This window comes from Ensifer sp. ENS10 (genome assembly GCF_014852025.1).
Taxonomy (GTDB): domain Bacteria; phylum Pseudomonadota; class Alphaproteobacteria; order Rhizobiales; family Rhizobiaceae; genus Ensifer.
The window spans coordinates 934738-959604 of sequence record NZ_JACVAS010000001.1 but is presented as its reverse complement, the minus strand read 5'-3'; the positions used below and the strand labels follow the sequence as shown (position 1 = coordinate 959604).

At 62.8% G+C, this 24867-nt stretch carries 24 protein-coding genes; 13 read left to right on the top strand and 11 right to left on the bottom strand.

Annotated elements, in window-relative coordinates:
- Position 1: 1 nt before the first annotated feature.
- Positions 2–703 carry a dihydrofolate reductase family protein gene (locus IB265_RS04615; RefSeq protein ID WP_082640654.1) on the bottom strand — a complete coding sequence of 234 codons (702 nt, stop codon included), beginning with the start codon at positions 701–703 and terminating at the stop codon, positions 2–4.
- 54 nt (positions 704–757) lie between these two features.
- Here IB265_RS04615 and IB265_RS04610 point away from each other — a divergent pair, with 54 nt between their 5' ends.
- Positions 758–1681, top strand: coding sequence for a bestrophin family protein (locus tag IB265_RS04610; protein ID WP_192494638.1), 924 nt, complete (start codon positions 758–760; stop codon positions 1679–1681).
- A gap of 18 nt (positions 1682–1699) precedes the next feature.
- On the opposite strand, the gene IB265_RS04605 is transcribed toward IB265_RS04610, so the two are convergent.
- A complete protein-coding gene (locus IB265_RS04605; protein ID WP_057250551.1) occupies positions 1700–2320 on the bottom strand; it encodes a glutathione S-transferase family protein in 621 nt (206 codons plus the stop codon).
- 235 nt (positions 2321–2555) lie between these two features.
- Between IB265_RS04605 and IB265_RS04600 the strand changes: the two genes are divergently transcribed.
- Complete coding sequence (locus IB265_RS04600; RefSeq protein WP_057250553.1) at positions 2556–3287, top strand: DUF4198 domain-containing protein; 732 nt, start codon at positions 2556–2558, stop codon at positions 3285–3287.
- 116 nt (positions 3288–3403) lie between these two features.
- On the opposite strand, the gene IB265_RS04595 is transcribed toward IB265_RS04600, so the two are convergent.
- Entirely contained in the window at positions 3404–3775 is a 372-nt protein-coding gene (locus IB265_RS04595) for a hypothetical protein (protein WP_057250555.1), read from the bottom strand.
- A 92-nt stretch (positions 3776–3867) separates the two neighbouring features.
- Between IB265_RS04595 and IB265_RS04590 the strand changes: the two genes are divergently transcribed.
- Positions 3868–4620, top strand: a complete 753-nt coding sequence (locus tag IB265_RS04590) for a DeoR/GlpR family DNA-binding transcription regulator (protein WP_057250557.1) — start codon at positions 3868–3870, stop codon at positions 4618–4620.
- 61 nt (positions 4621–4681) lie between these two features.
- Here the strand turns inward: IB265_RS04590 and IB265_RS04585 are convergent, their stop codons facing one another.
- The gene (locus IB265_RS04585) at positions 4682–5689 is read right to left on the bottom strand and encodes an asparaginase (RefSeq protein WP_057250559.1); all 1008 of its coding nucleotides are present in this window, start codon (positions 5687–5689) and stop codon (positions 4682–4684) included.
- Positions 5690–5760: 71 nt separating this feature from the next.
- On the opposite strand from IB265_RS04585, the gene IB265_RS04580 reads away from it, so the two are divergent.
- A complete protein-coding gene (locus IB265_RS04580; RefSeq protein WP_057250561.1) occupies positions 5761–6498 on the top strand; it encodes a DUF3750 domain-containing protein in 738 nt (245 codons plus the stop codon).
- 319 nt (positions 6499–6817) lie between these two features.
- Here IB265_RS04580 and IB265_RS04575 read toward each other — a convergent pair whose 3' ends face one another.
- From IB265_RS04575 to choX, 3 genes are all read right to left on the bottom strand, one after another.
- Positions 6818–7816, bottom strand: coding sequence for an NAD(P)H-quinone oxidoreductase (locus IB265_RS04575; protein WP_057250563.1), 999 nt, complete (start codon positions 7814–7816; stop codon positions 6818–6820).
- Positions 7817–7895: 79 nt separating this feature from the next.
- Positions 7896–8708 carry an alpha/beta fold hydrolase gene (locus IB265_RS04570; protein WP_063893296.1) on the bottom strand — a complete coding sequence of 271 codons (813 nt, stop codon included), beginning with the start codon at positions 8706–8708 and terminating at the stop codon, positions 7896–7898.
- On the bottom strand, positions 8705–9640 hold the full coding sequence (gene choX / locus IB265_RS04565) for a choline ABC transporter substrate-binding protein (RefSeq protein ID WP_057250565.1): 936 nt from the start codon (positions 9638–9640) through the stop codon (positions 8705–8707). The genes IB265_RS04570 and choX overlap by 4 nt, the downstream gene beginning before the upstream one ends.
- 102 nt (positions 9641–9742) lie before the next feature.
- Between choX and betI (IB265_RS04560) the strand changes: the two genes are divergently transcribed.
- The gene (betI, locus tag IB265_RS04560) at positions 9743–10324 is read left to right on the top strand and encodes a choline-responsive transcriptional repressor BetI (protein WP_057250567.1); all 582 of its coding nucleotides are present in this window, start codon (positions 9743–9745) and stop codon (positions 10322–10324) included.
- 20 nt (positions 10325–10344) lie between these two features.
- Here the strand turns inward: betI (IB265_RS04560) and IB265_RS04555 are convergent, their stop codons facing one another.
- Together IB265_RS04555 and IB265_RS04550 are read right to left on the bottom strand one after the other, a co-directional pair.
- Complete coding sequence (locus tag IB265_RS04555) at positions 10345–12141, bottom strand: GGDEF domain-containing protein (RefSeq protein WP_057250569.1); 1797 nt, start codon at positions 12139–12141, stop codon at positions 10345–10347.
- A gap of 250 nt (positions 12142–12391) precedes the next feature.
- Complete coding sequence (locus IB265_RS04550; RefSeq protein ID WP_057250571.1) at positions 12392–12940, bottom strand: HdeD family acid-resistance protein; 549 nt, start codon at positions 12938–12940, stop codon at positions 12392–12394.
- Positions 12941–13086: 146 nt separating this feature from the next.
- Here IB265_RS04550 and betI (IB265_RS04545) point away from each other — a divergent pair, with 146 nt between their 5' ends.
- The 6 genes from betI (IB265_RS04545) to IB265_RS04520 all read left to right on the top strand — a co-directional run bounded on the left by betI (IB265_RS04545) (position 13087) and on the right by IB265_RS04520 (position 20670).
- On the top strand, positions 13087–13689 hold the full coding sequence (gene betI / locus IB265_RS04545; RefSeq protein ID WP_057250573.1) for a transcriptional regulator BetI: 603 nt from the start codon (positions 13087–13089) through the stop codon (positions 13687–13689).
- On the top strand, positions 13686–15221 hold the full coding sequence (gene betC / locus IB265_RS04540) for a choline-sulfatase (protein ID WP_057250576.1): 1536 nt from the start codon (positions 13686–13688) through the stop codon (positions 15219–15221). Before betI (IB265_RS04545) ends, betC begins: the two co-directional genes overlap by 4 nt.
- 1 nt (position 15222) lies before the next feature.
- Positions 15223–16686: a betaine-aldehyde dehydrogenase gene (betB, locus tag IB265_RS04535; RefSeq protein WP_057250578.1), complete on the top strand. Its 1464-nt coding sequence runs from the start codon at positions 15223–15225 to the stop codon at positions 16684–16686.
- Positions 16687–16897: 211 nt separating this feature from the next.
- Positions 16898–18547, top strand: a complete 1650-nt coding sequence (gene betA, locus IB265_RS04530; protein WP_057250580.1) for a choline dehydrogenase — start codon at positions 16898–16900, stop codon at positions 18545–18547.
- Positions 18548–18882: 335 nt separating this feature from the next.
- Complete coding sequence (locus IB265_RS04525; protein ID WP_082615822.1) at positions 18883–19770, top strand: sigma-70 family RNA polymerase sigma factor; 888 nt, start codon at positions 18883–18885, stop codon at positions 19768–19770.
- Between the two features lie 264 nt (positions 19771–20034).
- Positions 20035–20670 carry a flavodoxin family protein gene (locus tag IB265_RS04520; protein ID WP_057250584.1) on the top strand — a complete coding sequence of 212 codons (636 nt, stop codon included), beginning with the start codon at positions 20035–20037 and terminating at the stop codon, positions 20668–20670.
- An 8-nt stretch (positions 20671–20678) separates the two neighbouring features.
- Here the strand turns inward: IB265_RS04520 and IB265_RS04515 are convergent, their stop codons facing one another.
- Together IB265_RS04515 and IB265_RS04510 are read right to left on the bottom strand one after the other, a co-directional pair.
- Complete coding sequence (locus IB265_RS04515) at positions 20679–21158, bottom strand: hypothetical protein (RefSeq protein WP_057250587.1); 480 nt, start codon at positions 21156–21158, stop codon at positions 20679–20681.
- Positions 21155–21544: a DUF6152 family protein gene (locus IB265_RS04510; protein WP_057250589.1), complete on the bottom strand. Its 390-nt coding sequence runs from the start codon at positions 21542–21544 to the stop codon at positions 21155–21157. The genes IB265_RS04515 and IB265_RS04510 overlap by 4 nt, the downstream gene beginning before the upstream one ends.
- Before the next feature lie 379 nt (positions 21545–21923).
- Here IB265_RS04510 and IB265_RS04505 point away from each other — a divergent pair, with 379 nt between their 5' ends.
- A complete protein-coding gene (locus IB265_RS04505) occupies positions 21924–23828 on the top strand; it encodes a methyl-accepting chemotaxis protein (protein WP_057250591.1) in 1905 nt (634 codons plus the stop codon).
- Positions 23829–24069: 241 nt separating this feature from the next.
- The gene (locus IB265_RS04500) at positions 24070–24828 is read left to right on the top strand and encodes a phosphoadenylyl-sulfate reductase (protein WP_057250595.1); all 759 of its coding nucleotides are present in this window, start codon (positions 24070–24072) and stop codon (positions 24826–24828) included.
- Positions 24829–24867: the final 39 nt, after the last annotated feature.

The following is a 24867-nucleotide window of genomic DNA, read 5'->3' as shown; positions in this document are numbered from 1 at the left end:
TTCAGCTTCGATCCCCGACCTTGTAGATCAGGCAAACCTTGCCGTCATCGACCCTCTTCACGTCATCGAGTTGCACGTAGTGGCGCTGGGCGATGGTTTCGAACAGCGCCTTGCCCTTCCCCACCACCAGGGGATGGATGGTGAGACGCAATTCGTCGATCAGGCCGTGATCCATCAGGCTCGACACGGTGCGAGCGCCGCCGACGACATAGATGGTCCGACCCGGCTGGCGCCTTAGCTGCTCGATCTCGGCAGCATCGCGAACGATGGTGGCGTTGGCCCATTGCACCTCCGAGCGCTCTTTCGAGAGAACATAATGCGGCGTGCTCAAAGCAAAATCCGTATATTCGATCTCCTCCTGCGTCGGCACCTTGCCGGTAAACTCCAGCGGCGCATGCGGATTCTGTTTGATCGCGCTCCAATATTGCTCATAGCCCGAATACATGCCGCTCCCGAGGACGCAGGCATCGATCTCAGGCAGGAGGTCGAAGGTGTCCGACCAGGAATCGACCCAGTCCGTATAGCCATCCGGTCCATCGATCATCCCGTCGATGGACATCTGCATGCCGGCAACCACCTTGCGCATCGTCGTTGTCTCCCTGTTGGCGTTACGCAACAAGGACGTGCGCGCGGCGACTGAGCCGACATAGGCGGTAAAAATCTCGCGCCGGCGGCTGGCGGCATCCAATGAGCGGCCTTCCATTTCAGAGCTCGCGCCTATACCGGTGGAAGCTGACGGCCACACAGGTGTTCTTCCATGATCGTTCGCGACCGCCCCAGCCTTCTGAAACTGTTCTTCATCCTCAGAGGATCGGTCATTCAGCGGATCTTTCCGCAGGTGCTGTTCGTCTTCGGCCTTTCCGCCTTCGTCGTCTGGGCACACCGTGCCGATCCCGGCATCGTTCCAAGCGTCAACAGCGGCCCTTTCGCCCTGCTCGGCATTGCGCTCTCGGTGTTCCTCGGTTTCCGCAACAACGCCTGCTACGACCGCTGGTGGGAGGCGCGGAAGGATTGGGGGCAACTGATCTTCACGTCGCGCGATCTCGCCCGGCAGACACTGGTCCTGGTCGACGCGAAAGCATCGGAGAATGCGGCGCGGCAACGGCTCCTCAACATCGCCATCGCCTTTGCTCGCGCCCTGGTTGGCCACCTGCGGCCGGGCAATGATGCCACCAGGGCGCTCGCGCGACTGCCCGACGATCTCGCTCCCGGCTACAAGGCAAGCCGCAACGCGCCGGACTACCTCCTGCGTGATATGGGCCGCGATCTCGCGGGCTTGCGCGCTTCGGGCGCGATCAGCGACTTTCAGTGGGCCCAACTGGATGGCACCGTCGGCAGGATGTCGGCGATGCTTGCCGCCTGCGAGCGCATCCGCAACACGCCGGTGCCTTTCGGCTACACGCTGCTCCTGCACCGCACCGCCTATCTCTTCTGCTTCCTGCTGCCCTTCGGCTTTGCCGATGCGCTCGGTTGGGCCACGCCCTTTGTCACCGCGCTGGTCGCCTACACCTTCTTCGGCCTCGATGCACTCGGGGACGAACTGGAGGAGCCGTTCGGCGTATTACCGAACGACCTGCCGATCATGGCGCTTGCCGAAACGATCGAGATCAACCTGCGCGAGGCGCTCGGCGAGACTGATCTTCCGCCCCTGCCGCAGCCCAAGGACTACATCCTGATGTAGCCCAGATGGTCGCGCAGCTCAGGTCTTGAGCGCGGCCAGGACCCGGGCAACGGCCGGACGCGCGGTCATGCGGTTGCGGTGATCCAGGATTTTCGGGAAACGCGCGGGATCCACACCGTCCGATTCGAGCCAGCCGGCGATGGTGAAAAGGTAGGGATCGGCAACCGAATAGGTCTCGCCCAGGACGAAGGGGCCTTCCAACATCGTGTTCTCGATCAGTTCGAAGCAGGCCGCCATGTTGGAGGCGACCTTGGCCTTCATTGCCTCGTGCGCCGCCGGATCGTCGGCCCAGCGCGCGCCGCGACGTCCATGGGCATGGGCGACATGCACCGTCGAGCAGAGATAGTTCATGAACGACTGCAACTGCGCAAAAGCAAAGGCATCGCCCCTTGGTGCAAGGTTCGCTGCCGGATTTGTCTCGGCGATATAGGTGAGGATCGCCGGCGTTTCGGTGATGACGCCCCGGTCGGTCAACAGCGCCGGCACCCGGCCCTTCGGGTTTACCGCGAGATAGTCGGGCTTGGTCTGTTCGGCGGTCGAAAAATCGACGCGGCGCGCCTCGTAGTCAGCGCCCGCCTCTTCCAGCGCGATATGCGAAGCCAATGAGCAGGTGCCCGGGGCGTAGAACAATTTCAACACTTCAACTCTCCTCTGCGATCACGCGGATCGGACGACGTGGTGCCGACAGACCCGACCCTGCCCTATCATTCTGGCGGACGGAAGCGGAATGCGTGCGATGAACCGTGCGCTTCCTAACGTTTCAACTCCAGACCAAAGATCGGCGGCAGAAGAAAGGAAGTCAGCCCGATTGACAAGCCCGAACGGATTTCAATAGAAGATCATTGTTACGTTATAACATTATTCGGAGTTGCTTATGAAAACGCTCTTTTCAACCCTCATCGCTGCTGGCCTGTTTGCCGCCGTCGCCACACCCGCCTTCTCCCATGGCGCATGGATCGGCGAGCGCTGGGGAACGCTGGCGGTGATCTACGGCCACGGCCCCGCGGACGAATCCTATGATCCGGCCAAAGTGAAATCGGTCTCGGCCGTTGGCGAAGACGGTCAAGCGCTGCCGGTGACGATCGAGGCGGAAGACAATCACGCTAGGCTGAAACTCGATGGCAAGCCGGCGCTCGTCGCACTGGAGTTCGACAACGGCTATTGGAGCGAAGGCGCAGACGGCAAATGGGTGAACAAGCCCAGGAACGAGGTGCCCGGCGCCAAACAGGCGAGCCATTCGGTCAAATACAGCATCGCGCTGGTGCATGCGCATGGCGCACTGCCGGCCTTCCCGGCACAGCCGCTGCAGATCATCCCGCTCGACAACCCTGTTGGCCTGAAGTCGGGCGAGAAATTTCGCATCCGCCTATTGCTCGACGGCAAGCCGCTCGAAGGCAAGGAAATCACCCTCGACTATGCCGGATTGCCTGAGCTCGTCTCTGAAAAGACGAACGCGAATGGCGAAGCGGAAGTGACGCTGCGCAACGCCGGCGTCAACATTCTTGCCGTCAGCCACGCGATCCCGCTCGAAAGCAACATCGCCGCCGACAAGAAAGGTTTAACGGCCACGCTGACCTTCGTCGCCGAGCCGCACGTGCACGAATAGGCCTCCCGCCTCCCTCACCGCAATGCGGACCCAATCCTCGGGTTGGGGCCGAGATTGAGGTGGAGTTCAGAAGCACCGCCACGGCCCGGCAGGTATCCCTGCCGGGCCGTTTCCGGTCAGGCAACCAGCGCCTCGCCGCAACCGGGCACGTCTTCCAAGCGGTAGTAGACGGGAATGCCGCGTTCACGGGCGATGCGCACGTCGTTGTCGGCACCCTTGCTGTCGCCCGGCAGACGCAGCACCGCGTCGCACAGTGCCAGCAAGCGGCCGGCGACGGGATGGAAAATTTCCTCGTAGAGGTCGTCCCCGATGCGCTCGCCACCCGCCGCATTCCACACCGGCAGCGCCACCCATTCGCCGATGACAGGCACGTGCCCGGCCCGAAACAGCGCATAGGACGGCTCCTCCAGTCGCTTCAGGTTGGCGGCCATCTTGGCCGGGTCGTCTCCGGTTCCCGAGCGATAGGGCCCCGCGATCAAAATCAGCATGATCTTCTCCAAATTTTTGCACGAAATATCCAGATCATTCTGGAATATTCACGATATTTCGTGCAATATCGTGAAGAGTCAAGGAGGTATTCATGCTGACAACACAGAGACGGGCTTTGATTTCGGCACGGTTGGCGCGCGACGGCGAGATCGTCGCCAAGCGCCTGGCGGACGAACTGGACCTCTCGGAAGACACGATCCGGCGCGATCTCCGCGAGATGGCGGCGGAAGGTTTGCTGAAGCGCGTACATGGCGGCGCGCTGCCGCTGGTCCCGCCGCTACCAAACTTTACCGCACGGCAGGAGATTGCCGGCGACGTCAAACACCGGCTTGGGCGAAAGGCCGCGACGATGATCGAGGCGGGCCAGACGATCTTTCTCGACGGCGGCACGAGCAACGCGGAAATCGCGCGGGCACTGCCGCGGGAGATGCGGCTGACCGTCGTCACCCACAGCCCGACGATTGCCGCCGAGCTCGAACGCCACGAAGCCGAAGTGATCCTGATCGGTGGCCGGCTCTACAAACATTCGATGGTTGCGACGGGCGCGGCGGCGCTCACCGCCATCGCCGGCATCCGCATCGACCTGTTCTTCCTCGGCGTCACCGCCATTCATCCGGTTCACGGAGTTTCCACCGGCGACTTCGAGGAGGCGGCCGTCAAGCGCGCGATCCTCGCCCAGGCCGCCGACACCTATGTGCTTGCGACAGCGGAGAAATTCGACGCAGTTTCGCCACATCGCGTGGCCGGAATCGCCGATCTCGCCGGCTTCATCGTACCGGTGGAAATCGAGCGCCAGATGCTAACGCCCTATGACGACGCGAGCGTTGTGATGATCGGCGCCTGACGGTGCCAGCGCGCCGAGGCTGTCCGTGAGGGCTGCAGGCGAGAACCGTCGCCCGCGAACCTCAGGCGGCGAAAGCGTCCGTGACCCTGACGTCGCCGACATGGATGCCGTTCCAGTTGTACATCGAGTGATTTGCCTGCGCCATCAGGGCCGCGTGCAGGTCCGGCTCATCCCTGAAGAAGCGCGCAAGCGTTGCCGCCACCATCGCTTCGGCGGCGCGGGTCGTGCCGTCCTCGCATTTCAGCGCGATGGCGATGCCCTTTTCCGGGATGGCGGCACAGAACACGCCTTCGGCACCGGTCTTGGCGAAGATGCGGCCGGGGGCCGTTTTCATCAGCCGGGTGCAGGCGCGCTTGGTTCCGGCCACGTAGAAGGGCTCGACCATGCAGGCCTCGATCAGCCGCCTGGAGGCCCGGGCGCGTTCGGGTCCAAGACCGACGCCGGTCGCCATCTTGGCAAACCCGTGCGCCAGGCCCTTGAGCGGAACGGCGTAGGTCGGGATCGAGCAGCCGTCGACCCCGCAATTGTCCGTGCCGAGGATCGCCCCGGTCAGGCTTTCCATCGTGCCGCGGATTTCCTGCTGCAGCGGATGCTCGTAGCCGACATAGCCCTTCACCTCGGTGCCGGAATGGCAGCAGGCGCAGATGAAGCCTGAATGTTTGCCGGAGCAGTTGTTATGAAGCGCTGTCGGCGCCTCCAGGCTGCGGGCCTGGCCGATCAAGGTCCTCTGGTCGGACGACCAATGGGCGCCGCATTCGAGCGCCGAGACGTCGAGGCCCGCCGCCGCGAGCATCTTTGCGGCAAGCTCTACATGCTCCGGCTCGCCGGAATGGGAGGAGCAGGCAAGAGCCAGTTCCCTGTTGCCGAAACCGTAGGCGTCGGCCGCACCGCTTTCCATCAAGGGCAGCCCTTGCATCGCCTTGCAGGCGGAGCGCGGGAAAACGGCGGTGTCAGTCTCACCGAGCGAAAAGACGGTCCGGCCATCGCCGTCGACGGCGATCACAAGTCCGCGATGGCGACTTTCGACGAGGTTTCCGCGGGTGACTTCGACGAGAACGGGATTCGACATGCCTTGCCCTCAAATTTCCGAAATTGCTCCGTGCATTTAGCAGGAATCTTAAGGCAGGAAACGGAGTTTTCATGAAATTCGCCCGCAGGCTCGCCGCCGCCTTTCTCATCATCTACCTTCTGCCGGCGCTAGCCTCGGCCGGCTGGTGGTACATGCAGGACCGGCCACAGAGCTGGCGCTCTGCCGACTGGTCCTCGGCGGGCATCCTGCCGAAGACAGCCGAGAGCCCCGATGCGGCGATCTACGTCTTTTCGGCAACGACCGGCGGCATGAAGGGCGCCGTCGCCAGCCACGCCTGGATCGTGACCAAGCAACAGGGCGCCCTCGCCTACAACCGCTACGACAAGGTCGGCTGGGGCAAGCCGATCCGCCGCAACGCCTATCCGGCCGATGCGCGCTGGTATTCGAACGAGCCGAGATTGGTTGTTTCGATCACCGGAACCGAAGCCAGCCGGCTGATCCCGAAGATCGAAGCGGCGATCGCAAGCTATCCCTATGACGCACCCGGCGGCTATCGGATCTGGCCGGGCCCGAACTCCAACACCTTCGTCGCCCACGTGCTGCGCTCCGTGCCGGAACTCGGCGCCGTGCTGCCGCCCGACGCCGTCGGCCGCGATTATCTGCCGGAGGGCAAGTTGTTCCAGATCGATGCCGATGGCCGTGACATGCACGCCACGCTCTATGGCGTCGCCGGTATCTCGGCTGGTGTTCGCAGCGGCCTCGAACTGCACTTTTTCGGCCTCGTCGCCGGATTTGATTTCGCGAAGCCCGGCATCAAGATCCCGGCGCTCGGACGCTTCGGGGTGTGATCTGCAAAGTTCCAACAGTTGAGGCTGAAGGCCCGGGCGGGGAATACCGAAAATGGAAAAGGGCCGCCCGAGGCGACCCTTCCCTGAGTTCTGGCCAAGTGAGTGGCCCGGGCTTTAGGCCCGAAGGAAGGCGGGGATCAAGCCGAGGGCTGCCTCGACGTGTTCACCTCTCCCATGCCCTTCACCAAGACCGAAATCTCATTAGACATTGGATCACCTTCCTTTCTGTTCGTTTCAGATGGCAACAAGGTAGGTGATCCCACGGTATTTGCAAGACCGACTAAGGTTTAATGGCGCAAATCACGTGGCGATCCGGGGATCACATGGACATGATGATCTTGCCGATATGGTCGCCGGTCTCCATCTCGCGATGCCCGTCCGCCACCTTGGCAAAGGGCAGCACGGAGTGGATCACCGGCGCGACCTTGCCCGCCTCGAGCAGCGGCCAGACCTTTGCCACCAGACCATCGCGGATCGCCTGCTTCTCCGCCGGCGTACGGGGACGGAGCGCCGAGCCCATCACATGCAGACGCTTTGTCAGGATCGGCGCGATGTTCGCCGCCTCGACCTTGGCGCCGCCGAGGAAGGCGATGATCGACAGGCGGCCGTCCTTCGCCAGCGAAGCGATGTTGCGGTCGAAGTAACGCCCGCCGACCATATCGAGGATGACGTCGACGCCGCGTCCATCCGTCTCTTCGATAACGACCGTTTTGAAGTCCTCTTCGCGATAGTTGATCGCGCGCTTGGCGCCGAGCGACTCGCAAGCCTGACATTTCTCGGCGCTGCCGGCGGTGACGAAGACCTCGGCGCCGAAGGCCTTGGCAAGCTGGATCGCCGTCGTGCCGATGCCACTGGAGCCGCCATGGATGAGGATCGTTTCGCTCGCCTTCAAGCCGGCCATGTCGAAGACATTGGCCCAGACGGTGAAGAAGGTTTCGGGCAGAGCCGCCGCCTTCACCGCGTCATAGCCCTTCGGCCAGGCCAGCGCCTGGCTTGCCGGGACTGCCGCATATTCCGCATAGCCGCCGCCGTTGGCGAGCGCGCAGACTTTGTCTCCGATTTGAAATCCTTCCGCACCCGCGCCGAGCGCCACCACCTCGCCTGCCACTTCAAGGCCGAGGATCGGACTTGCACCCGGCGGTGGCGGATAGTCGCCCTTGCGCTGCAAGACATCGGGACGGTTGATGCCGGCCGCCTCCACCCGAACGAGGATGTCGCCCGGTTTGATCTCAGGCAACGGTCCCTTTTTCAGGACCATGTTTTCCGGTCCGCCTGGGGCCGGAAGATCGACGAAGTTCATTTCTGACGGAAGGGACATGGCACCACCTCATGCTGCTGATGTGCCACATCTAGCGCTGACGGCGTGCCGCGAAAAGGGTGGCGGTAGTATTGGCCGATCAGGGTTCGGCCGCCAGGAAGGACAGGATCTCGCCAGCCACCAGTGCCGGGCTTTCCCAATGAGGGTTGTGGCCATGGCCGGCCAAGCTGATCGAGCGCGCCGAGCCGATGGTTTCCGCCAGCAGCCGGCGATGCCCAGCGTCGAACAGCGGATCCTCACTGCCGCCGATCGCCAGCACCGGCAAACGCAACTGCCGCGCGGCGGCGCGAAGATCGGTCGCGGCAAGGCCATCGAGGATAGCGAGCCACGTCTGCGTCGGTATCTCTGCGGCCTCCTTGCGCATGTGCGCAAGGAACGCCGGGTCGACTGGTTGGTTGCAGGCGTGCCAGACATCGAAGAACGGGTGTTCCTGATCCAGCGGATCCTTCAACGCGCGGATCGCCCGCGCCGTTGGACTCCTCGCGTCGAGGCCCGGCTGCAGGCTGCCGGATAAAAGAACGAGGGCCCGGACCAGGTCCGGGCGAAGGGCGGCAAGCGCAATGGCGGTCATTGCCCCCATGGAATGGCCGATGACGACGATATCCCTCAGCGCCAGCCTATCGGCCAGACAAGCGAGATCCCGCGAAAAATCGGCAACCGTTGCCCCCGGCCCCGCCTGCGACGCGCCGTGGCCGGCGAGATCCGGAATGATCAGTCGATAGCCCACGAGGTGGGGCGCGACCAGCGAGAAAGAGCGGCTATTGTCGGAATAGCCGTGGAGCAGCAACAGCGCCGGCCCCTCGCCGCGATCGACATAGGCGAACTGGCGCCCGCCGGGCAGTTCGAGCCGCCGCTTCAGCGGCGACCAATCTTGCTGGTCGATGACGATCACAGTCCGAGCGCGGCCTTGACCGCGGCAAGCCCCGGCTGCCCGTCGAAGGTCGTCACCCCGGAAAGCCAGGCGTCGAGCCGCTGCGGCTCCTGCTCGATGGCCTTCTTGCCGGCCTCCTCCGGCGCCAGCCCGTCGCTCATCAGGGAACCCATGCCGCGGTTCTCGAAGTCGATATCGAAGCTCAGATTGTTGAGGAGCCTGGCGACATTCGGGCATTCCTGCAGGTAGCCCTTGCGCACCTGGGTCGAAACGGTCGCCGCGCCAAAGTCCGGTCCATAGAACTTGTCGCCGCCGGTCAGATACTTGATCGACAGGGCCGTGTTCATCGGATGCGGCGCCCAGCCCTGAAAGACGATGAAGGACTTGTCGCGAACCCGGCGCGTGACTTCCGCCAGCATGCCTTGCTCGCTTGATTCCACCACTTCCCAGCCATCAAGCCCGAGGCCCTGGTCCTTGACGGCATCCAGCATCAGCTGGTTGGAGCCGGGCTCGATGCCGTACATCTTCTTCTCGAATTTGTCGGCAAAGGTCTTCAGGTCCGCGAAATCCCTGACGCCCGCCTCCCAGACATAATCGGGTACGGCGAACGTGTACTTGGCCCCCTTCAGATTGGTGCGGACGGTTTCGACCGAACCGTCGTCCTTGTAGGGCTTGTAATAGGAGACCATCGCCGGGTCCCAATAGCCAAGGAAGACGTCGAGATCGCCGCTGCGCAGACTGGTGTAGATGACGTCAATGCCGAGCAGCTTGCTTTCGGGTTCATAACCCAATGCCTTGAGGACTGTCAGCCCGACGCCCGTGGTGAACGCCAGATCGTTCCAACCGGGCTCGGCCAGCCGGACTTGCCGACAGGATTGCGCCTCGCCGGCCAAGGCCGGAGAGGCGACGGCGACAACGGCAATGGTGGACATCAACAGTTTCAGCTTCGGCATCGCATCCTCCAGTTTGTCCATTCGGACTAATAATTGTCCCATGGGTCAACATTTGATCTTTCCGGAAAGTTTGTCAATGTGGGAATCGTTTGGAGGCGGCTGATGCGACTGACGAGGATAAGCGAGATCAGGCGGCGCGAGCTGCGCCGCGCGGCCTTTGAGGTGCTGCAGAAAGAGGGCATGGCCGGCGCGACGCTGGAGAAGGTCGCGACACACGCCGGCGCCTCCAAGGGCATCGTGCTGCATTATTTCGCCAACAAACAGGAGCTTTTCGAACATGCCATGCGCGAGGCGAACGCCGCGCTCAAGGAAGCGGTGGTCGTTCGGCTGAACCGCGCACGCACGCCGCGCGAGCGGCTAGAGGCGATCATTGAGGCGAACTTCGAGGAGCGCTTCTTCCAGCCTTCGGTCTGCCATGCCTGGCTTTCCCTTTGTGCCGAAGTTCCGCGCGAGCCGCAGCTTGCCCGCATCCAGAAGGTGATCCACGCGCGCATGCGCTCGAACCTGCTTTCCGCGCTCGTGGACCTGTTGCCGGCAGAAGACTGCGAGACCGTGGCGCTCGGCATCACTTCATTGATCGACGGCCTTTGGCTTAGGCTCGGATTGCAATCGGAAGGGCTGACGCGCGACACGGCGCTTTCCCAGATGCGCGACTATCTCGCCCATCGCATACCCGCGACCTAAGCGAGCCCGAAGACGGGAAATCAGCCGCCGAGTGCGTCCATGACAAGACCGGCTTCGCTGGTCTTGGCGCGGGATTTGATTTCGGCGATGCGGGCGCTGACGGCCTGGGCATCGGAAAAGACGAAGCCCTCCGGCAGGCCGAGGACGGCGATCGAGCAGCGCATCAGCGCGAATTCCTTCGGCGCACCGTCGCGACCATGGCCGCTGATGCGGCCCTCGGCCTGGTGCTCCGCCGAGTAGAGCTGGCGCACGTCGGAGCGGAAATCGTCCAGCAGGCGGTTCAGCACCGCCTCCAGCTCCTCAACCGAACAGCCGCTGATGCCGACGAAGAAATCATCTCCTCCGACATGGCCGAGGAACTTCTCCTCGCCGATGAAGTGGCGGCGCAGGAGTGCGGCAAACAGCGTGATCGCGAGATCGCCCTTCTGGAAGCCGTAGGTGTCGTTGAACGGCTTGAAGTCGTCGAAGTCGCAATAGCAGAAATAGCGGGTCTGATCGCCGTCGAGGATCGCGTCCTGGACGTAGTCGCGGATGGCGCGGTTGCCGGGCAGGCCCGTCAGCGGGTTCTGCTCCTGCGCCATCTTGAGCTGCTTTTCGTTGATGATCTTCAGAAGCGACGAGGCCGAAAGCGTACCGGCGTAACGCATGTTCTCCGTAAGGATCAGGCAATCGCTGCCGTCCATGCCGGCGAAGATCTTCAGCATTTCATCCGCGGGCGTATCGAGATCGGCGATCGGTGCCGGGCTGACGAAATGCGAGATCCGCCGCTGGTAGATCCGGTTCTTGAGGAGATCACGGCCGAAGGGGTGATAGATCAGCTCCTTGACGTGATACTCATGCAGAATGCCGCGCGGCTCGCCATTGGCGTTCAGAACCGGGAAGAAGCCCTGGCGCGGGTTTCGCCGGAAGAGATCGAAGACGGAATCGAGTTCATCGCTTTCGCGCACCGTCGGCAGTTGCTCGATCTGCTTGCGGATCAGGATACTGTCGAGCGAGGACGAGGGTTGCCTCACGCTGACGCTCTGATCGAGATGCGGATAGGCGGGCAGAAGCTCGCTGAGATGGGTGGTCGGCCGGGCGACGTAATAGCCCTGCACGAGATCGCAGCCGAGGTCGCGGCAGGTGAGGAACTCCGCCTCCGTCTCGACGCCCTCGGCGATGACCCGCGTACCAAGCACATGCGCGGTGTTGACGGTGTGGCGCACGAGGTGGCGCTTGCGGGCGTCAGCCTCGATGCCGGAGATGAAGTGCCTGTCGATCTTCACGTAATCGACCGGCTGGTCGCAGAGCAGCTTCAGCCCGTTGAAGCCAGCCCCGAAATCGTCAATGGCGAGCTTGAAGCCGGCGAGCCGGAGATCGCGCACGAGCGCGGAGAAGTCCGGCATCTTGCCGCTGTCGAAACGCTCGGAAAGCTCGAAGCAGAGCGACGAAGGGGCGATACCGGCGCGCTTCAGATGGTTGACGAGGCGCTCGACGATGTCGCCCTCGCCGCCGACGAGGCGCGAGTCGAAATTCAGAAACAGGGTGCGGGCGGAATGATCGGGCAGCGTCGCGAAGCCGGCGACGGCGCGGCTGTTGATCATGTGCTCCAGCGCCAGCAATTGCCCGGCTTCTTCCGCCTTGTCGAGCAGTTCCAGCGGCGAGGCAAAGCCCAGTTTCTGGAAGCCGCGCATCAGCGATTCGTAACCGAAGACGGTGCCGGTCGCCGCTTCGGTGATCGGCTGGAAGGCACTCTCGATCACCAGCTTGGCGAGCGTGACGATCTGGTCGTCGCCGAACCGGCGCAACGAGAGGATTTCGGCGGGGGCGGCGGACATGCCGGGCTCCAGAGACAGGGGAACGGACGATCGGACGCCGGCAGCATGGCCGCCAACTATCAACGAAGTCTTTCCCCATTATGAAGCTTTGATGAAAGCTATATGACAGTCGCTACCGCCCTTGATCTACTGCAAACATTCTAATGAAATCAGTAGTTTCATGAGCGATTGCTGCGGTTGCCCGGGCGCCGATAACGGCCGCTTTCGTACGGCCGGGCACCCAGCTCGGAACCCCACAGGAAGGGGGCGGTTATCCCTTCGCCAGCACGCCGAAGGCGATCAGCGACAGGCCCTGCATCACCAGGTCGACGGCGAGGAAAAGGCCGAGGATCCAGAGACTGTTGACCGGCCAGCCGGCGGCGATGATGAGGCCGGCGGCAAGCGTGACCAGACCGCCGAGTGCCACCCATCCCCAGCCTTGTACTGGCCTGAGCTTGAGACCGACCCAGATGCGGAAGCAGCCGGCGACGATGAGGGCGATCGCCATCACGAAGGTCAGGAAGGACGAGGCAAGCAAGGGATTGATGAAGGCAAACAGGCCGGCGATCGTATAACAGGCGCCGCTGAGCCCCCAGTAAAGTACGCTGTCCCAGCCCTTGACCTGGAAGGCGTGGGCGAGATTGAAAAGCCCGCCGACCAGCATGATGATCCCGACATAATAGACCGAAGCGACCGTGGCCATCAGCAGATTGCCGAAGGCAAGGCCACCGCACATGATGAGCAGCACGCCGAGTGCTACGAACCACCCCCATTTGCGGGCAACCGCCGTCTTGTCGGCGTGATCGAATGCATGGGTCATTTCAACCTCCAGTCCTTCAGATCGCGGGATCGCTACCGGGAGGATTGAGCCGGATTTCTTCGAAAAAGGGAAGCGAAAACACCGAAGATTTTTATTGATTGATGAGTCAATCAAAAATAAACTGACCTCCGTCAAGGGAGAGACGGATGCCAAAGGTCGGAATGGAGCCAGTGCGCCGCAAGGCGCTGGTGGACGCAGCACTTCGCGTGATCGGCGACCAGGGCACGCTGACCGTCACCATGTCCGAGATCGCCCGCCACGCCGGCGTCTCCCCTGCCCTTGCCCACCACTATTTCGGCAGCAAGGAACAATTGCTGATCGAGACGATCCGCAGCCTTCTACGGCAGTTGCGCGACGACACGGTGACGGCGCTTCGCACGGTGGCAGGCCCACGCGAAAGGCTGAGCGCCTTGATCCGCGTCTCCTTCCAGGCAAGCCAGTTCGCCCCAGATACGATTGCCGCATGGCTCGCCTTCTATTCGGAGGCGCAACGGTCTGAGGAGGTGCGGCGGCTGCTCGTCGTCTATGCCCGGCGCCTGCGCTCCAACCTCATGGCGAGCCTCAAGGCCCTTTGTGCCGACGATGACGCGGAACGCATCGCTGAAGGCGCTGCTGCGATGATCGACGGGCTTTATATCCGCCAGAGTCTGCGCTCCGCGCCGATCAGCATCGAAGCATCGATCGCGCTCACGGAAGACTACGTCAGCTCGCACATCGATCGGCTCAAATACCAGGGAACGGCCGCATGACAGCAAGATCGAACATCCTGATCATCATGGTCGACCAGCTGAACGGAAAGCTCTTTCCGGACGGACCGGCCGCGTTCCTGCATGCGCCGAACCTGAAAGCGCTCGCCGCGCGCTCGGCCCGCTTCCGCAACAACTACACCTCGTCGCCGCTCTGCGCCCCTGCCCGCGCCTCGTTCATGGCCGGGCAATTGCCGAGCCGCACCCGCGTCTACGACAACGCTGCCGAGTACCAGTCCTCGATCCCGACCTATGCGCATCATCTGCGCCGCGCCGGCTACTACACGGCTCTGTCGGGCAAGATGCATTTCGTCGGGCCGGACCAGCTGCACGGCTTCGAGGAGCGGCTGACGACCGACATCTACCCGGCCGATTTCGGCTGGACGCCCGATTATCGCAAGCCCGGCGAGCGCATCGACTGGTGGTACCACAATCTCGGCTCTGTCACGGGCGCCGGCGTCGCCGAGATCACCAACCAGATGGAATATGACGACGAGGTCGCCTTCCTCGCCAATCAGAAGCTCTATCAGCTCTCGCGCGAAAACGACGACGCGACACGCCGTCCCTGGTGCCTGACCGTCTCCTTCACCCACCCGCACGACCCCTATGTGGCGCGCAAGAAATTCTGGGATCTCTACGAGGATTGCGAGCATCTGCTGCCCGAGATCGGCATGCTGGCGGAGGACCAGCAGGACCCGCATTCCAAGCGCATCATGCATTCCTGCGACTATGTCAATTTCGACCTGACGGAAGACAATATCCGCCGGTCGCGCCAGGCCTACTTCGCCAATATCTCCTATCTCGACGAGAAGGTCGGAGAGCTCATCGACACGCTGACGCGCACCCGCATGCTCGACGACACGCTGATCCTTTTCTGCTCGGATCACGGCGACATGCTCGGCGAGCGCGGCCTGTGGTTCAAGATGAATTTCTTCGAAGGTTCAGCCCGCGTGCCGCTGATGGTCGCAGGCCCCGGTGTGACGCCGGGTCTGCACTTGGCCCCGACCTCCAATCTCGACGTGACGCCGACGCTTGCCGATCTCGCCGGTATTTCGATGGACGAGGTGAAGCCGTGGACCGACGGCATGAGTCTCGTGCCCATGATCAAAGGTGAGGAGCGCAGCGAGCCGGTGCTGATGGAATATGCAGCGGAAGCTTCTTACGCCCCGCTCGTCGCCATCCGCGAGGGCAAGTGGAAATACATCCACTGCGCGCTCGATCCGGATCAGCTCTACGATCTCGACGCCGACCCGCTGGAACTGAAGAATCTGGCGGCCCATCCGGAAACGCAGGTGCAGGCGGCAACGCTGCAGGCCTTCCGCGAGATGTGCGCCGCCCATTGGGACATGGAGGCTTTCGACGCGGCCGTGCGCGAAAGCCAGGCGCGGCGCTGGGTGGTCTACGAGGCGCTCCGCAACGGTGCCTACTACCCCTGGGATCACCAGCCGCTGCAGAAAGCATCCGAGCGCTACATGCGCAACCATATGAACCTCGACAATCTCGAGGAATCCAAACGCTATCCGCGGGGAGAATGACATGAAAGCCCAACCGCAAGCCTCGCACTTCATCGACGGCGAATATGTCGAGGACATCGAAGGCACCGTCATCGAGAGCATCTATCCGGCGACCGGCGAAGTGATCGCCCGGCTGCATGCGGCAACGCCGGCGATCGTCGAAAAGGCGATTGCAGCCGCCAAGCGCGCTCAACCGGAATGGGCGGCGATGAGCCCGACGGCCCGTGGCCGTATTTTGAAGCGCGCTGCCGAGATCATGCGCGAGCGCAACCGCGAGCTCTCGGAGCTCGAGACGCTCGATACCGGCAAGCCGATCCAAGAGACGATCGTCGCCGATCCGACGTCCGGTGCCGACAGTTTCGAATTCTTCGGTGGCGTCATCGCCACGGCGCTCAACGGCGACTACATCCCGCTCGGCGGCGATTTTGCCTATACCAAGCGCGTGCCGCTCGGCGTCTGCGTGGGTATCGGCGCCTGGAACTATCCGCAGCAGATCGCCTGCTGGAAGGGTGCGCCGGCGCTTGCCGCCGGCAATGCCATGGTCTTCAAGCCGTCGGAGAACACGCCGCTCGGCGCGCTGAAGATCGCCGAGATCCTGGTCGAGGCCGGCCTGCCGAAGGGCCTCTACAACGTCATCCAGGGGGATCGCACCACCGGTCCGTTGCTCGTCAACCATCCTGACGTCGCCAAGGTGTCGCTGACCGGCTCCGTGCCGACAGGCAAGAAGGTAGCCGGTGCGGCCGCAGCCGAACTCAAGCACGTCACCATGGAGCTCGGCGGCAAGTCGCCGCTGATCGTCTTCGACGATGCCGATCTCGAAAGCGCCATCGGCGGCGCCATGCTCGGCAATTTCTATTCGACCGGCCAGGTCTGCTCCAACGGCACCCGCGTTTTCGTGCAGAAAGGCATCAAGGAACAGTTCCTCACCCGGCTGAAGGCCCGCACCGAGGCGATCGTCATCGGCGACCCGATGGACGAGGCGACGCAGCTCGGCCCAATGGTATCGATGCCGCAGCGCGACAAGGTCTTTTCCTATATCGAGAAGGGCAAGGCGGAGGGCGCACGGCTCCTGACCGGCGGCGGCATTCCGAATGCCGTCAACGCAGAAGGCACCTACATCCAGCCGACGGTTTTTGCCGACGTCACCGACGACATGACGATCGCCCGCGAAGAGATCTTCGGGCCGGTCATGTGCGTGCTCGATTTCGACGACGAGGCCGAGGTGATCGCGCGGGCCAATGCGACCGAATTCGGCCTTTCGGCCGGCGTCTTCACCGCCGACATCACCCGCGCGCACCGCGTCGTCGATCAGCTCGAGGCCGGGACGCTGTGGATCAACACCTACAACCTTTGCCCGGTGGAGATCCCGTTCGGCGGCTCGAAGCAGTCCGGCTTCGGCCGCGAGAATTCGGTCGCCGCGCTCAACCACTACAGCGAATTGAAGACCGTCTATGTCGGCATGGGGCCGGTACAGGCGCCGTATTGAGAATTGGGGCCTCCATCGAGAGGCGGCTCCACCTCCCTCATCCTCGGGCGAGCGAAGCGAGTTCCGGGGATCCAGCAGCGCCACGTCTGTGGCGCACAAGAGTCTTCAAGCGACAGACGTCGCTTGGCTGGATTCCTGTGACACGCACAGGAATGAGGGGTGAAAGCGCCAGATAGGTCGAACGCGAGACGCTAGAAGAAAGACCACGCTTATGCAGGCAGATTACATCATCATCGGCTCCGGCTCCGCCGGTTCGGCGCTCGCCTACCGCTTGTCCGAAGACGGCAAGAACACGGTGCTGGTGCTGGAATATGGCGGCTCGGATATCGGCCCCTTCATCCAGATGCCGGCGGCCCTTGCCTGGCCGATGAGCATGAAGCGCTACAACTGGGGCTATCTCTCCGAACCGGAACCGAATCTCAACAACCGGCGCATCACCGCGCCGCGGGGCAAGGTGATCGGCGGCTCCTCCTCGATCAACGGTCTCGTCTATGTGCGCGGCCATGCGGAAGACTACAACCGCTGGGACGAGCTCGGCGCACGCGGCTGGGCCTATGCGGACGTGCTTCCCTATTTCAAGCGCATGGAAAATTCGCATGGCGGCGAAGCGGGCTGGCGCGGCACCGACGGGCCGCTGCACGTCAAGCGCGGCCCGGTCCACAACCCGCTGTTCCACGCCTTCATCGAAGCGGGCCAACAGGCCGGCTTCGAACTCACCGACGATTACAACGGCTCGAAGCAGGAAGGCTTCGGGCTGATGGAGCAGACCGTCTGGCAGGGACGGCGCTGGTCGGCGGCGAACGCCTACCTGAAGCCGGCAATGAAACGGCAAAACGTCTCGCTCGTGCGCTGCTTCGCCCGCCGGATCATCATCGAGAACGGCCGGGCGACCGGGGTCGAGATCGAGCGCGGCGGCAAGATCGAGATCGTCAAGGCGAACCGTGAGGTGATCGTCTCGGCCTCGTCGTTCAATTCGCCGAAACTGCTGATGCTCTCGGGCATTGGTCCAGCACAGCACCTCAAGGACATGGGTATCGAGGTGAAGGTCGACCGGCCCGGCGTCGGCCAGAACCTGCAGGACCACATGGAGTTCTATTTCCAGCAGATTTCGACCAAGCCTGTGTCGCTCTATTCCTGGCTGCCGTGGTTCTGGCAGGGCGTTGCCGGCGCGCAATGGCTGTTCTTCAAGAAGGGCCTCGGCATCTCCAACCAGTTCGAGGCCTGCGCCTTCCTGCGCTCCGCACCCGGCGTCAAGCAGCCGGATATCCAGTACCACTTCCTGCCGGTGGCGATCAGCTACGACGGCAAGGCGGCCGCCAACACGCACGGCTTCCAGGTGCATGTCGGCTACAATCTTTCCAAGTCGCGCGGCAACGTCACGCTGCGCTCCTCCGATCCGATGGCCGATCCTGTCATCCGCTTCAATTATATGAGCCACCCGGAGGACTGGGAGAAGTTCCGCCACTGCGTGCGCCTCACCCGCGAGATCTTCGGCCAGAAGGCTTTCGACCACTATCGCGGTCCGGAGATCCAGCCGGGCGAGAAGGTGCAGTCGGACGAGCAGATCGACGAATTTCTGCGCGAGCACCTGGAAAGCGCCTATCACCCTTGCGGCACCTGCAAGATGGGCGCCAAGGACGATCCGATGGCGGTTGTCGATCCGGAAACCCGCGTCATCGGCGTCGATGGCCTGCGCGTCGCCGACAGCTCGATCTTCCCGCATGTGACCTACGGCAACCTCAACAGCCCGTCGATCATGACCGGCGAGAAGGCAGCCGACCACATTCTCGGCAAGCAGCCGCTGGCGCGCTCCAACCAGGAGCCGTGGATCAACCCGCGCTGGGAGGTCAGCGACCGATAAGGATCGCGTGCACCAGAGCGCCGTGCGTTCAGACGAACGCACGGCGCTCTAGCACTTTGATTCTAGAGCATCTTATCCGCTTTCAGTGATTCCACTTGAAAGCGGGATGCTCTAGGCGGCACGTTTTCCTCGCATTCGACAGCCGCAATGTCTGCGGCATGTCACGTTCGCCGACGCTATCTCGTCCTATCTTCTCGAGTGCCCGAGAAGAAGGAGACGAACATGACACCGAGGCTGGACCTGCTTGCCGTTACTCCAGCGGCAATGCCATCATGGCTCCTCGTGCCTGCCGGCCATGCCATAGCCGATTGCCCCGAACGGCGATGGGGGGCGTGATGACCGACGAAGACGTCAGAACGACCTTCGAGCCGCTGCGTCCCCGACTGATCCGCATCGCCTATCGGATGCTGGGTTCGGTCAGCGAAGCCGAGGATGTCGTCCAGGAGGCATTCCTGCGCTGGCTCGACGCCGACCGCACCGCCGTCAAGGATTCGTCAGCCTTCCTGCGCCGCATCGTGACGCGACTTTGCCTCGATCAGTTGAAGTCGGCGCGGCACCGACGCGAGACCTATGTCGGACCATGGCTGCCGGAACCGGTCCTCGAGGAAAACGACGACCTCGACGACATCACCTTGCCACTGATGATGGCGCTGGAGCGCCTGTCGCCGCTCGAACGGGCCGCGTTTCTATTGCACGATGTCTTCGGCGTCAGCTTCGATGAAATCGGCGAGACGCTCAGCCGCAAACCGGCGACCTGCCGTCAACTTGCCAGCCGCGCCCGCGTCAATATCCGCAGCGCTCGTCGCCGCTTTGTCATGCCCCGGGAACAAGGCCTCGAAATCGCCTGCGCTTTCTTCGCGGCTTCGCGCAGCGGCGACATGCAGCAGCTTCGCTCGCTGCTCGCAACGGAGGCGATCGTCTATGCCGACGGCGGCGGCAAGACAGTGGCGCCGAGATGGCCAATCATGGGCTTCGACAAGGTCATGAAACTCCACGCGTCGCTGGCGCTGATCTTTGCGGAGACGATGTCGCGGCTCGTGCGCTACGACTTCATCAACGGGCTACCCGGTTTCATCACCATCGAAGACGGTGAGATCCTGCAGACAACCGCCCTTGAGATCGAACAGGACCGGATCACCGCCATCTATGTCACGCGCAATCCGGAGAAGCTCAAACATCTCCCGGAGACGCTGAGGCAGTTCGATGGTCACGCCATTCATTGAACGACAGTGACTGCGTCCTGACGATCGCACGCGGTCGCTACTGCATGTTTCCTTAAATCGTAGCCGATTTAAGGACAAAAACTTGCAGCAAGGCAAAGTGCTACAGCGACCTTTGCGCGTCTCATAAGAAGCGCGGCACTGTAGAGCCCACCGCCCCATCAACCGATCCTGACCAGCGTTGCCTTCAACGTGCAACGCGCCGCCGGCGCGCGTCTTCGCTCGCGCGCTGCAGATCCATCACCCAAAACCAATGGAGACCAAACCATGAGCAACATATGCATCGCCGTTATCTATCACAGCGGCTACGGCCACACCGCACGTCAGGCGGAAGCCGTCAAAGCCGGAATCGAGCGGGTCGACGGCACGCAATGCCTGCTCTTGACCGTCGACGAAGCACCGGACCGGTGGAACGATCTGCTCTCGGCTGAGGCGATCATCTTCGGCACGCCAACCTATGTCGGGGGTCCATCAGCCGCGTTCAAATCTTTCCAGGAGGCAAGTTCGAACGCGGTGATGGCCAAAGGCTATCTCTGGAAAGACAAGATCGCCGCTGGCTTCACCAATTCGGGAACCGCTTCCGGCGACAAGCTCGCGACGCTGATGCAACTTGCACTCTTTGCTGCCCAGCACGGCATGCACTGGATCAACCTCGATCTGCCGCCGGCCAACCACTCGACCACAGGATCTTCTGACGATCTCAACCGGTTAGGCTTCTGGCTGGGTGCTGGGGCGCAGTCGAATGTCGACCAGGGGGCCGATCTTGCGCCGCCGCAATCCGATCTCGCCACCGCAACGCATCTCGGGCAACGGGTGGCCGAAGCGACGCTGCAGTTCGTGCGCGGCAGAGCGCTCAAGCAGGAGCCAGCCCTCCCCGCGTGGAAAACGGCCAACGACCGATAGAACCAGCATCAGAGAAAGCCGATCCAGCGCCCAGCCAGGAGCGCTGCCGGCCACACCGTCAGCGAGACGGCTGCCGGGATGCGAAGACGCCATGAGACCGGGCCGCCATTTACGGCGGCCCGCCAGGCGCCGCCCATATGCACACTGACAGCGTTGACGGCACCGATCCCCAGCAGAGCGATCTTTGCGAGAAAGGCAGCATTCGTGACATAGGCCGCCGGGCGCACGCTGAAGAGGCATAAGCCAGTGGTGATCGCCAATGCTAAGCCAACTGCCGCCGCACGCGACAGAAACGGTCCGAGCACTTCAAGTGAGGTGTTGCCGAAGAAACCGAGCAACCGTAAATCCAACGGCACGATGGCGCCCATCAGCAGCCCGATCGCGAGAATGTGGGCCGCATTGACCAAGAGATAGAGAAGCGCCGAACGCCTGAGCGCAGCGCCGACCGGCCAGCCGGCGATCCATTCGACAAGCTCCGCCCCACTCATCCACCGGCCCGGATGCGTTCCGGATAGATGTCATAGGTCTTGCCGGAGACCGTGATGCGCACCGCCTTCATGCGCTTTTCGTTCGGGTCGAGCGAGCGGTTGCCGAGAACGACGACGGCGTCACCGGCCTTGGCTGATCCCTCCACAAAGCCGGAGCGCTCCGTCTGCCGGGGATTGCCGAGTTCGACGTGCCACATGCCATCCGCGGTCGTTTCCACCTGCAAGGTCGGATGCGGCGGCGCCATCGATATTTCGCGGATGATGCCCTTGAGCTCGATTTGGTCGGCCTCGGCCCAGGACCATCCGTGATGGGCATAGGCGCCGGTGACCAGAAGCGCCGTCAGGACACCCGCTGCAACGCCACGGCGTGAAATGGCTTTCAACATGTGCGTGCTCCTTCGCCTGTTTCGGAGAGGCGGCAGCTTGAACCCGAAGAACGATTTGCGAAAGGATGTGGTCTTCAACACTTCTTGAGCATCGCCAACCGCCTCCTGTGGTTGCGATGACCATGGGTTGCGCGAGCTTTGTTCAACACCTTAAAATTTAGCCATTCTTAATCTCCGGTTGTTATGTCTAGATAAGACGGAGTGAACGCTGGGCGAACGTGCCATGAGGGCAGTTTCGCCGCGTAGTAACGCGTGCTCCATCCCCATCATCGTCATTACTCCCTGCCAAGGCGAGCTCGCTTCCCGATGACCATGCGGCCTTGTCCGCGGTCACCGGCCGAGGATGATTTGCCTTGCGGGCAACCGAGGAGCGTTTTTCATGACAATCAAAGCACGCCTGCTCGTGTGCTTGTCCCTGCTCGCCGTCGCCATGCTGGTCATGATCGTCACGGCTTTCAACGCGATGACATCGATCTCCAAGCGCACCGAATCGATCGTCGCCGACCGGCTGTTGCCGGTGGCGCAGCTCGATACCGTCGCCGACATGTACGCCGTCGAAATCGTCGATACGACCCACAAGATGCGAAGCGGCGCGCTTGGGTGGGCTGACGGCAAGGAGAAGATCAACGCGGCGCTTGCCACCATCGACGAACAATGGCGCGCCTATGAAGCAACGAGACTGACGCCTGAGGAAAAGAAGCTTGCGAAGACCTTCGACGCAGCCCGCGTCGGCAGCGAGCAGGCGGTCAGGGACATGCTCGAGATCATCGATCGACAGGACATCGCCGAGTTCGGCCGGTTTATCGACAGCCGCCTTTACGCGGCCATCGATCCGCTGGCCGAACCGATCGGCGCCCTGGTCAAGCTCCAGCTCGCGGAAGCCGACCAGGAGCTGGAGGCGGCCAAGGTGGAGAAGGACACCCTGACACGCTGGCAGGTCATGATCGCCGCCTTTGCCATCGCGCTTCTTGGGGCAACAGTCTGGTTCGTGGCCGCCGGTCTCTTTCGGCCGCTGACGCAGCTGTGCGAGGCCATGCGGCAGCTTGCAGCCGGCAACCTCAAGGCCACGATCTTCGGCGAAGGCCGCCGTGACGAGATCGGCCAGATGGCGGGTGCCGTCGCTGTCTTCCGCGACAATGCGCTCGAACGCCAGCGGCTCGAGCAGGAAGCGGAGGCGGGTCGAACACTTTCCGAACGCGAGCGCGAGCAGCGCGAGGCGCAGAAGGTCAAGGAAGCTGCCGAGATCCAGACCGCGGTCAATGCGCTCGGCTTCGGTCTCGACCGGCTGGCGGAAGGCGACCTCACCTATCGCATCGACACGCCGCTTGCCGAACGGCTCGACACGCTACGCACGAACTTCAACAGCTCCGTCACCAATCTCGAAGATGCGCTGCGCTCGGTCGGCGAGAACGCCCGCAGCATCAATGCCGGCGCCAGCGAAATCCGCTCTGCGGCCGGTGACCTTTCCAAGCGCACAGAACAGCAGGCGGCTTCGGTCGAGGAAACGGCGGCTGCACTGGACCAGATCGCGACCACCGTGGCGGATGCCAGCCGGCGTGCGGAGGAGGCAGGCACCTTGGTGACGCGCACCCGCGGTGCAGCAGAGAAGTCCGGCGAGATCGTCGGCAATGCCGTCACCGCGATGAGTGGCATCGAAGCCTCGTCGCGGGAGATCTCCAGCATCATCGGCGTCATCGACGACATTGCCTTTCAGACGAACCTCCTGGCGCTGAATGCCGGCGTCGAGGCGGCTCGCGCGGGCGAAGCCGGCAAGGGCTTTGCCGTCGTCGCCCAGGAGGTGCGCGAGCTCGCCCAGCGCTCGGCGCAGGCCGCCAAGGAGATCAAGGTGCTGATCGCCACATCTGGCCAGCAGGTCAAATCCGGCGTCACGCTGGTGCGCGAGACCGGTACGGCGCTCGAAAGCATCATCACCGAGGTCAAGGAGATCAGCAGCCACGTGACGGCGATCGTCGAAAGCGCCCGCGAACAGGCCGCCGGCATCCAGCAGATCAATACGGCGGTAAACGCGATCGATCAGGGAACGCAGCAGAACGCGGCAATGGTGGAGCAATCGACCGCCGCGAGCCATAGCCTCGCCCGCGAGGCCGGCGCGCTCAACGATCTGCTGATGCGCTTCAAGACGGGCAACGGCCAAGCGGCGGCACCACGCCTCGTGACGAGCGAGATTGCTGCCCCTTCGCCCGCACGCGCCTTGGGCCGCAAACTCGCCACGGCCTATCGCAGTGCCCCGCAGGCACAGGAGGCCGGCTGGGCAGCGTTCTGACGGTCTGGCTCTCCCCTTGGCAGGAGGCGCGGGCCCGCAAGGTTCGCGCCTCCTCTTCAAGGGTTGCCGTCGTAGCCATACAGTATAAAATCTAGTAAATTACTAGTCTATATTCGGTTTTTCGCTGCCTTTCGTTCTGAGAGGCAGATTTGCTCCAAACAAACAGCATTAGAAACCGCTATTTCTGTCCATTGTCGCATTGGGCTGCGATATTCCGACCAAGTTGGAACAGGACGCAGCCATGACCACGTCATCCCTCGAAACCACCGCCAAGGCACTGAACGAGACGCTCGAAGGCCTGGATCTCGCCGGCCGGCTGGCGCTTGTCGCAAGCCTTGAAGGGCAGGCCGTCTTCACGACCTCGCTCGGTATCGAGGATCAGGTGATTACCGCGGCCATCGGCGAGAACAAGCTGTCCATCAATGTCGCGACACTGGAGACCGGGCGCCTGTTCAACGAGACGGTCGCCCTTATCGAAAAAACCGAAGAAACCTACGGGATCCTGATCAAGCGCTACCATCCGGAACAGGCCGACATCGACGCCTATGCGGCGCGCTATGGCCTCAACGGCTTCTACGAGAGCGTCGAGGCCCGGCATGCCTGTTGTGACGTGCGCAAGCTGAAGCCGCTTGCGCGCGCACTCCAAGGGGTAACCTTCTGGGTCACCGGCCTGCGTCGGGGCCAGTCGGGCAATCGCGCATCGACCCCGTTCGCGGAAGCTGATGCCGAACGTGGCCTCATCAAGATCAACCCGCTGGCGGACTGGGACATCGAGACCATCCGTGCTTACGTCGCCGCCAATGCCGTTCCGGTCAACCCGCTGCACGCCCGCGGCTATCCGTCGATCGGCTGCGAGCCCTGCACCCGCGCCATCAAGCCCGGCGAGCCGGAGCGCGCCGGCCGCTGGTGGTGGGAAAACGACGAGAAGCGCGAATGTGGTCTGCACGTTCCGGAAGCTGCCGCCAGTTCCATCATCCCGAATTCGAGCAGCGCCGCCTGAGGCTGGCGCGCTCGTCTGAAGACAAATCCTCCCGGAGAC

Coding starts and splice junctions, on each gene's coding strand:
- betI (WP_057250573.1), top strand. CDS start 13,087: ATGCCAAAGGTCGGAATGGAGCCAGTGCGCCGCAAGGCGCTGGTGGAC.
- IB265_RS04555 (WP_057250569.1), bottom strand. CDS start 12,141: ATGTCCGCCGCCCCCGCCGAAATCCTCTCGTTGCGCCGGTTCGGCGAC.
- betA (WP_057250580.1), top strand. CDS start 16,898: ATGCAGGCAGATTACATCATCATCGGCTCCGGCTCCGCCGGTTCGGCG.
- IB265_RS04610 (WP_192494638.1), top strand. CDS start 758: ATGATCGTTCGCGACCGCCCCAGCCTTCTGAAACTGTTCTTCATCCTC.
- IB265_RS04580 (WP_057250561.1), top strand. CDS start 5,761: ATGAAATTCGCCCGCAGGCTCGCCGCCGCCTTTCTCATCATCTACCTT.
- IB265_RS04515 (WP_057250587.1), bottom strand. CDS start 21,158: ATGAGTGGGGCGGAGCTTGTCGAATGGATCGCCGGCTGGCCGGTCGGC.
- IB265_RS04505 (WP_057250591.1), top strand. CDS start 21,924: ATGACAATCAAAGCACGCCTGCTCGTGTGCTTGTCCCTGCTCGCCGTC.
- IB265_RS04585 (WP_057250559.1), bottom strand. CDS start 5,689: ATGTCGAATCCCGTTCTCGTCGAAGTCACCCGCGGAAACCTCGTCGAA.
- IB265_RS04595 (WP_057250555.1), bottom strand. CDS start 3,775: ATGCTGATTTTGATCGCGGGGCCCTATCGCTCGGGAACCGGAGACGAC.
- IB265_RS04615 (WP_082640654.1), bottom strand. CDS start 703: ATGGAAGGCCGCTCATTGGATGCCGCCAGCCGCCGGCGCGAGATTTTT.
- IB265_RS04510 (WP_057250589.1), bottom strand. CDS start 21,544: ATGTTGAAAGCCATTTCACGCCGTGGCGTTGCAGCGGGTGTCCTGACG.
- choX (WP_057250565.1), bottom strand. CDS start 9,640: ATGCCGAAGCTGAAACTGTTGATGTCCACCATTGCCGTTGTCGCCGTC.
- betI (WP_057250567.1), top strand. CDS start 9,743: ATGCGACTGACGAGGATAAGCGAGATCAGGCGGCGCGAGCTGCGCCGC.
- IB265_RS04575 (WP_057250563.1), bottom strand. CDS start 7,816: ATGTCCCTTCCGTCAGAAATGAACTTCGTCGATCTTCCGGCCCCAGGC.
- IB265_RS04500 (WP_057250595.1), top strand. CDS start 24,070: ATGACCACGTCATCCCTCGAAACCACCGCCAAGGCACTGAACGAGACG.
- IB265_RS04520 (WP_057250584.1), top strand. CDS start 20,035: ATGAGCAACATATGCATCGCCGTTATCTATCACAGCGGCTACGGCCAC.
- betB (WP_057250578.1), top strand. CDS start 15,223: ATGAAAGCCCAACCGCAAGCCTCGCACTTCATCGACGGCGAATATGTC.
- betC (WP_057250576.1), top strand. CDS start 13,686: ATGACAGCAAGATCGAACATCCTGATCATCATGGTCGACCAGCTGAAC.
- IB265_RS04525 (WP_082615822.1), top strand. CDS start 18,883: ATGACCGACGAAGACGTCAGAACGACCTTCGAGCCGCTGCGTCCCCGA.
- IB265_RS04600 (WP_057250553.1), top strand. CDS start 2,556: ATGAAAACGCTCTTTTCAACCCTCATCGCTGCTGGCCTGTTTGCCGCC.
- IB265_RS04550 (WP_057250571.1), bottom strand. CDS start 12,940: ATGACCCATGCATTCGATCACGCCGACAAGACGGCGGTTGCCCGCAAA.
- IB265_RS04590 (WP_057250557.1), top strand. CDS start 3,868: ATGCTGACAACACAGAGACGGGCTTTGATTTCGGCACGGTTGGCGCGC.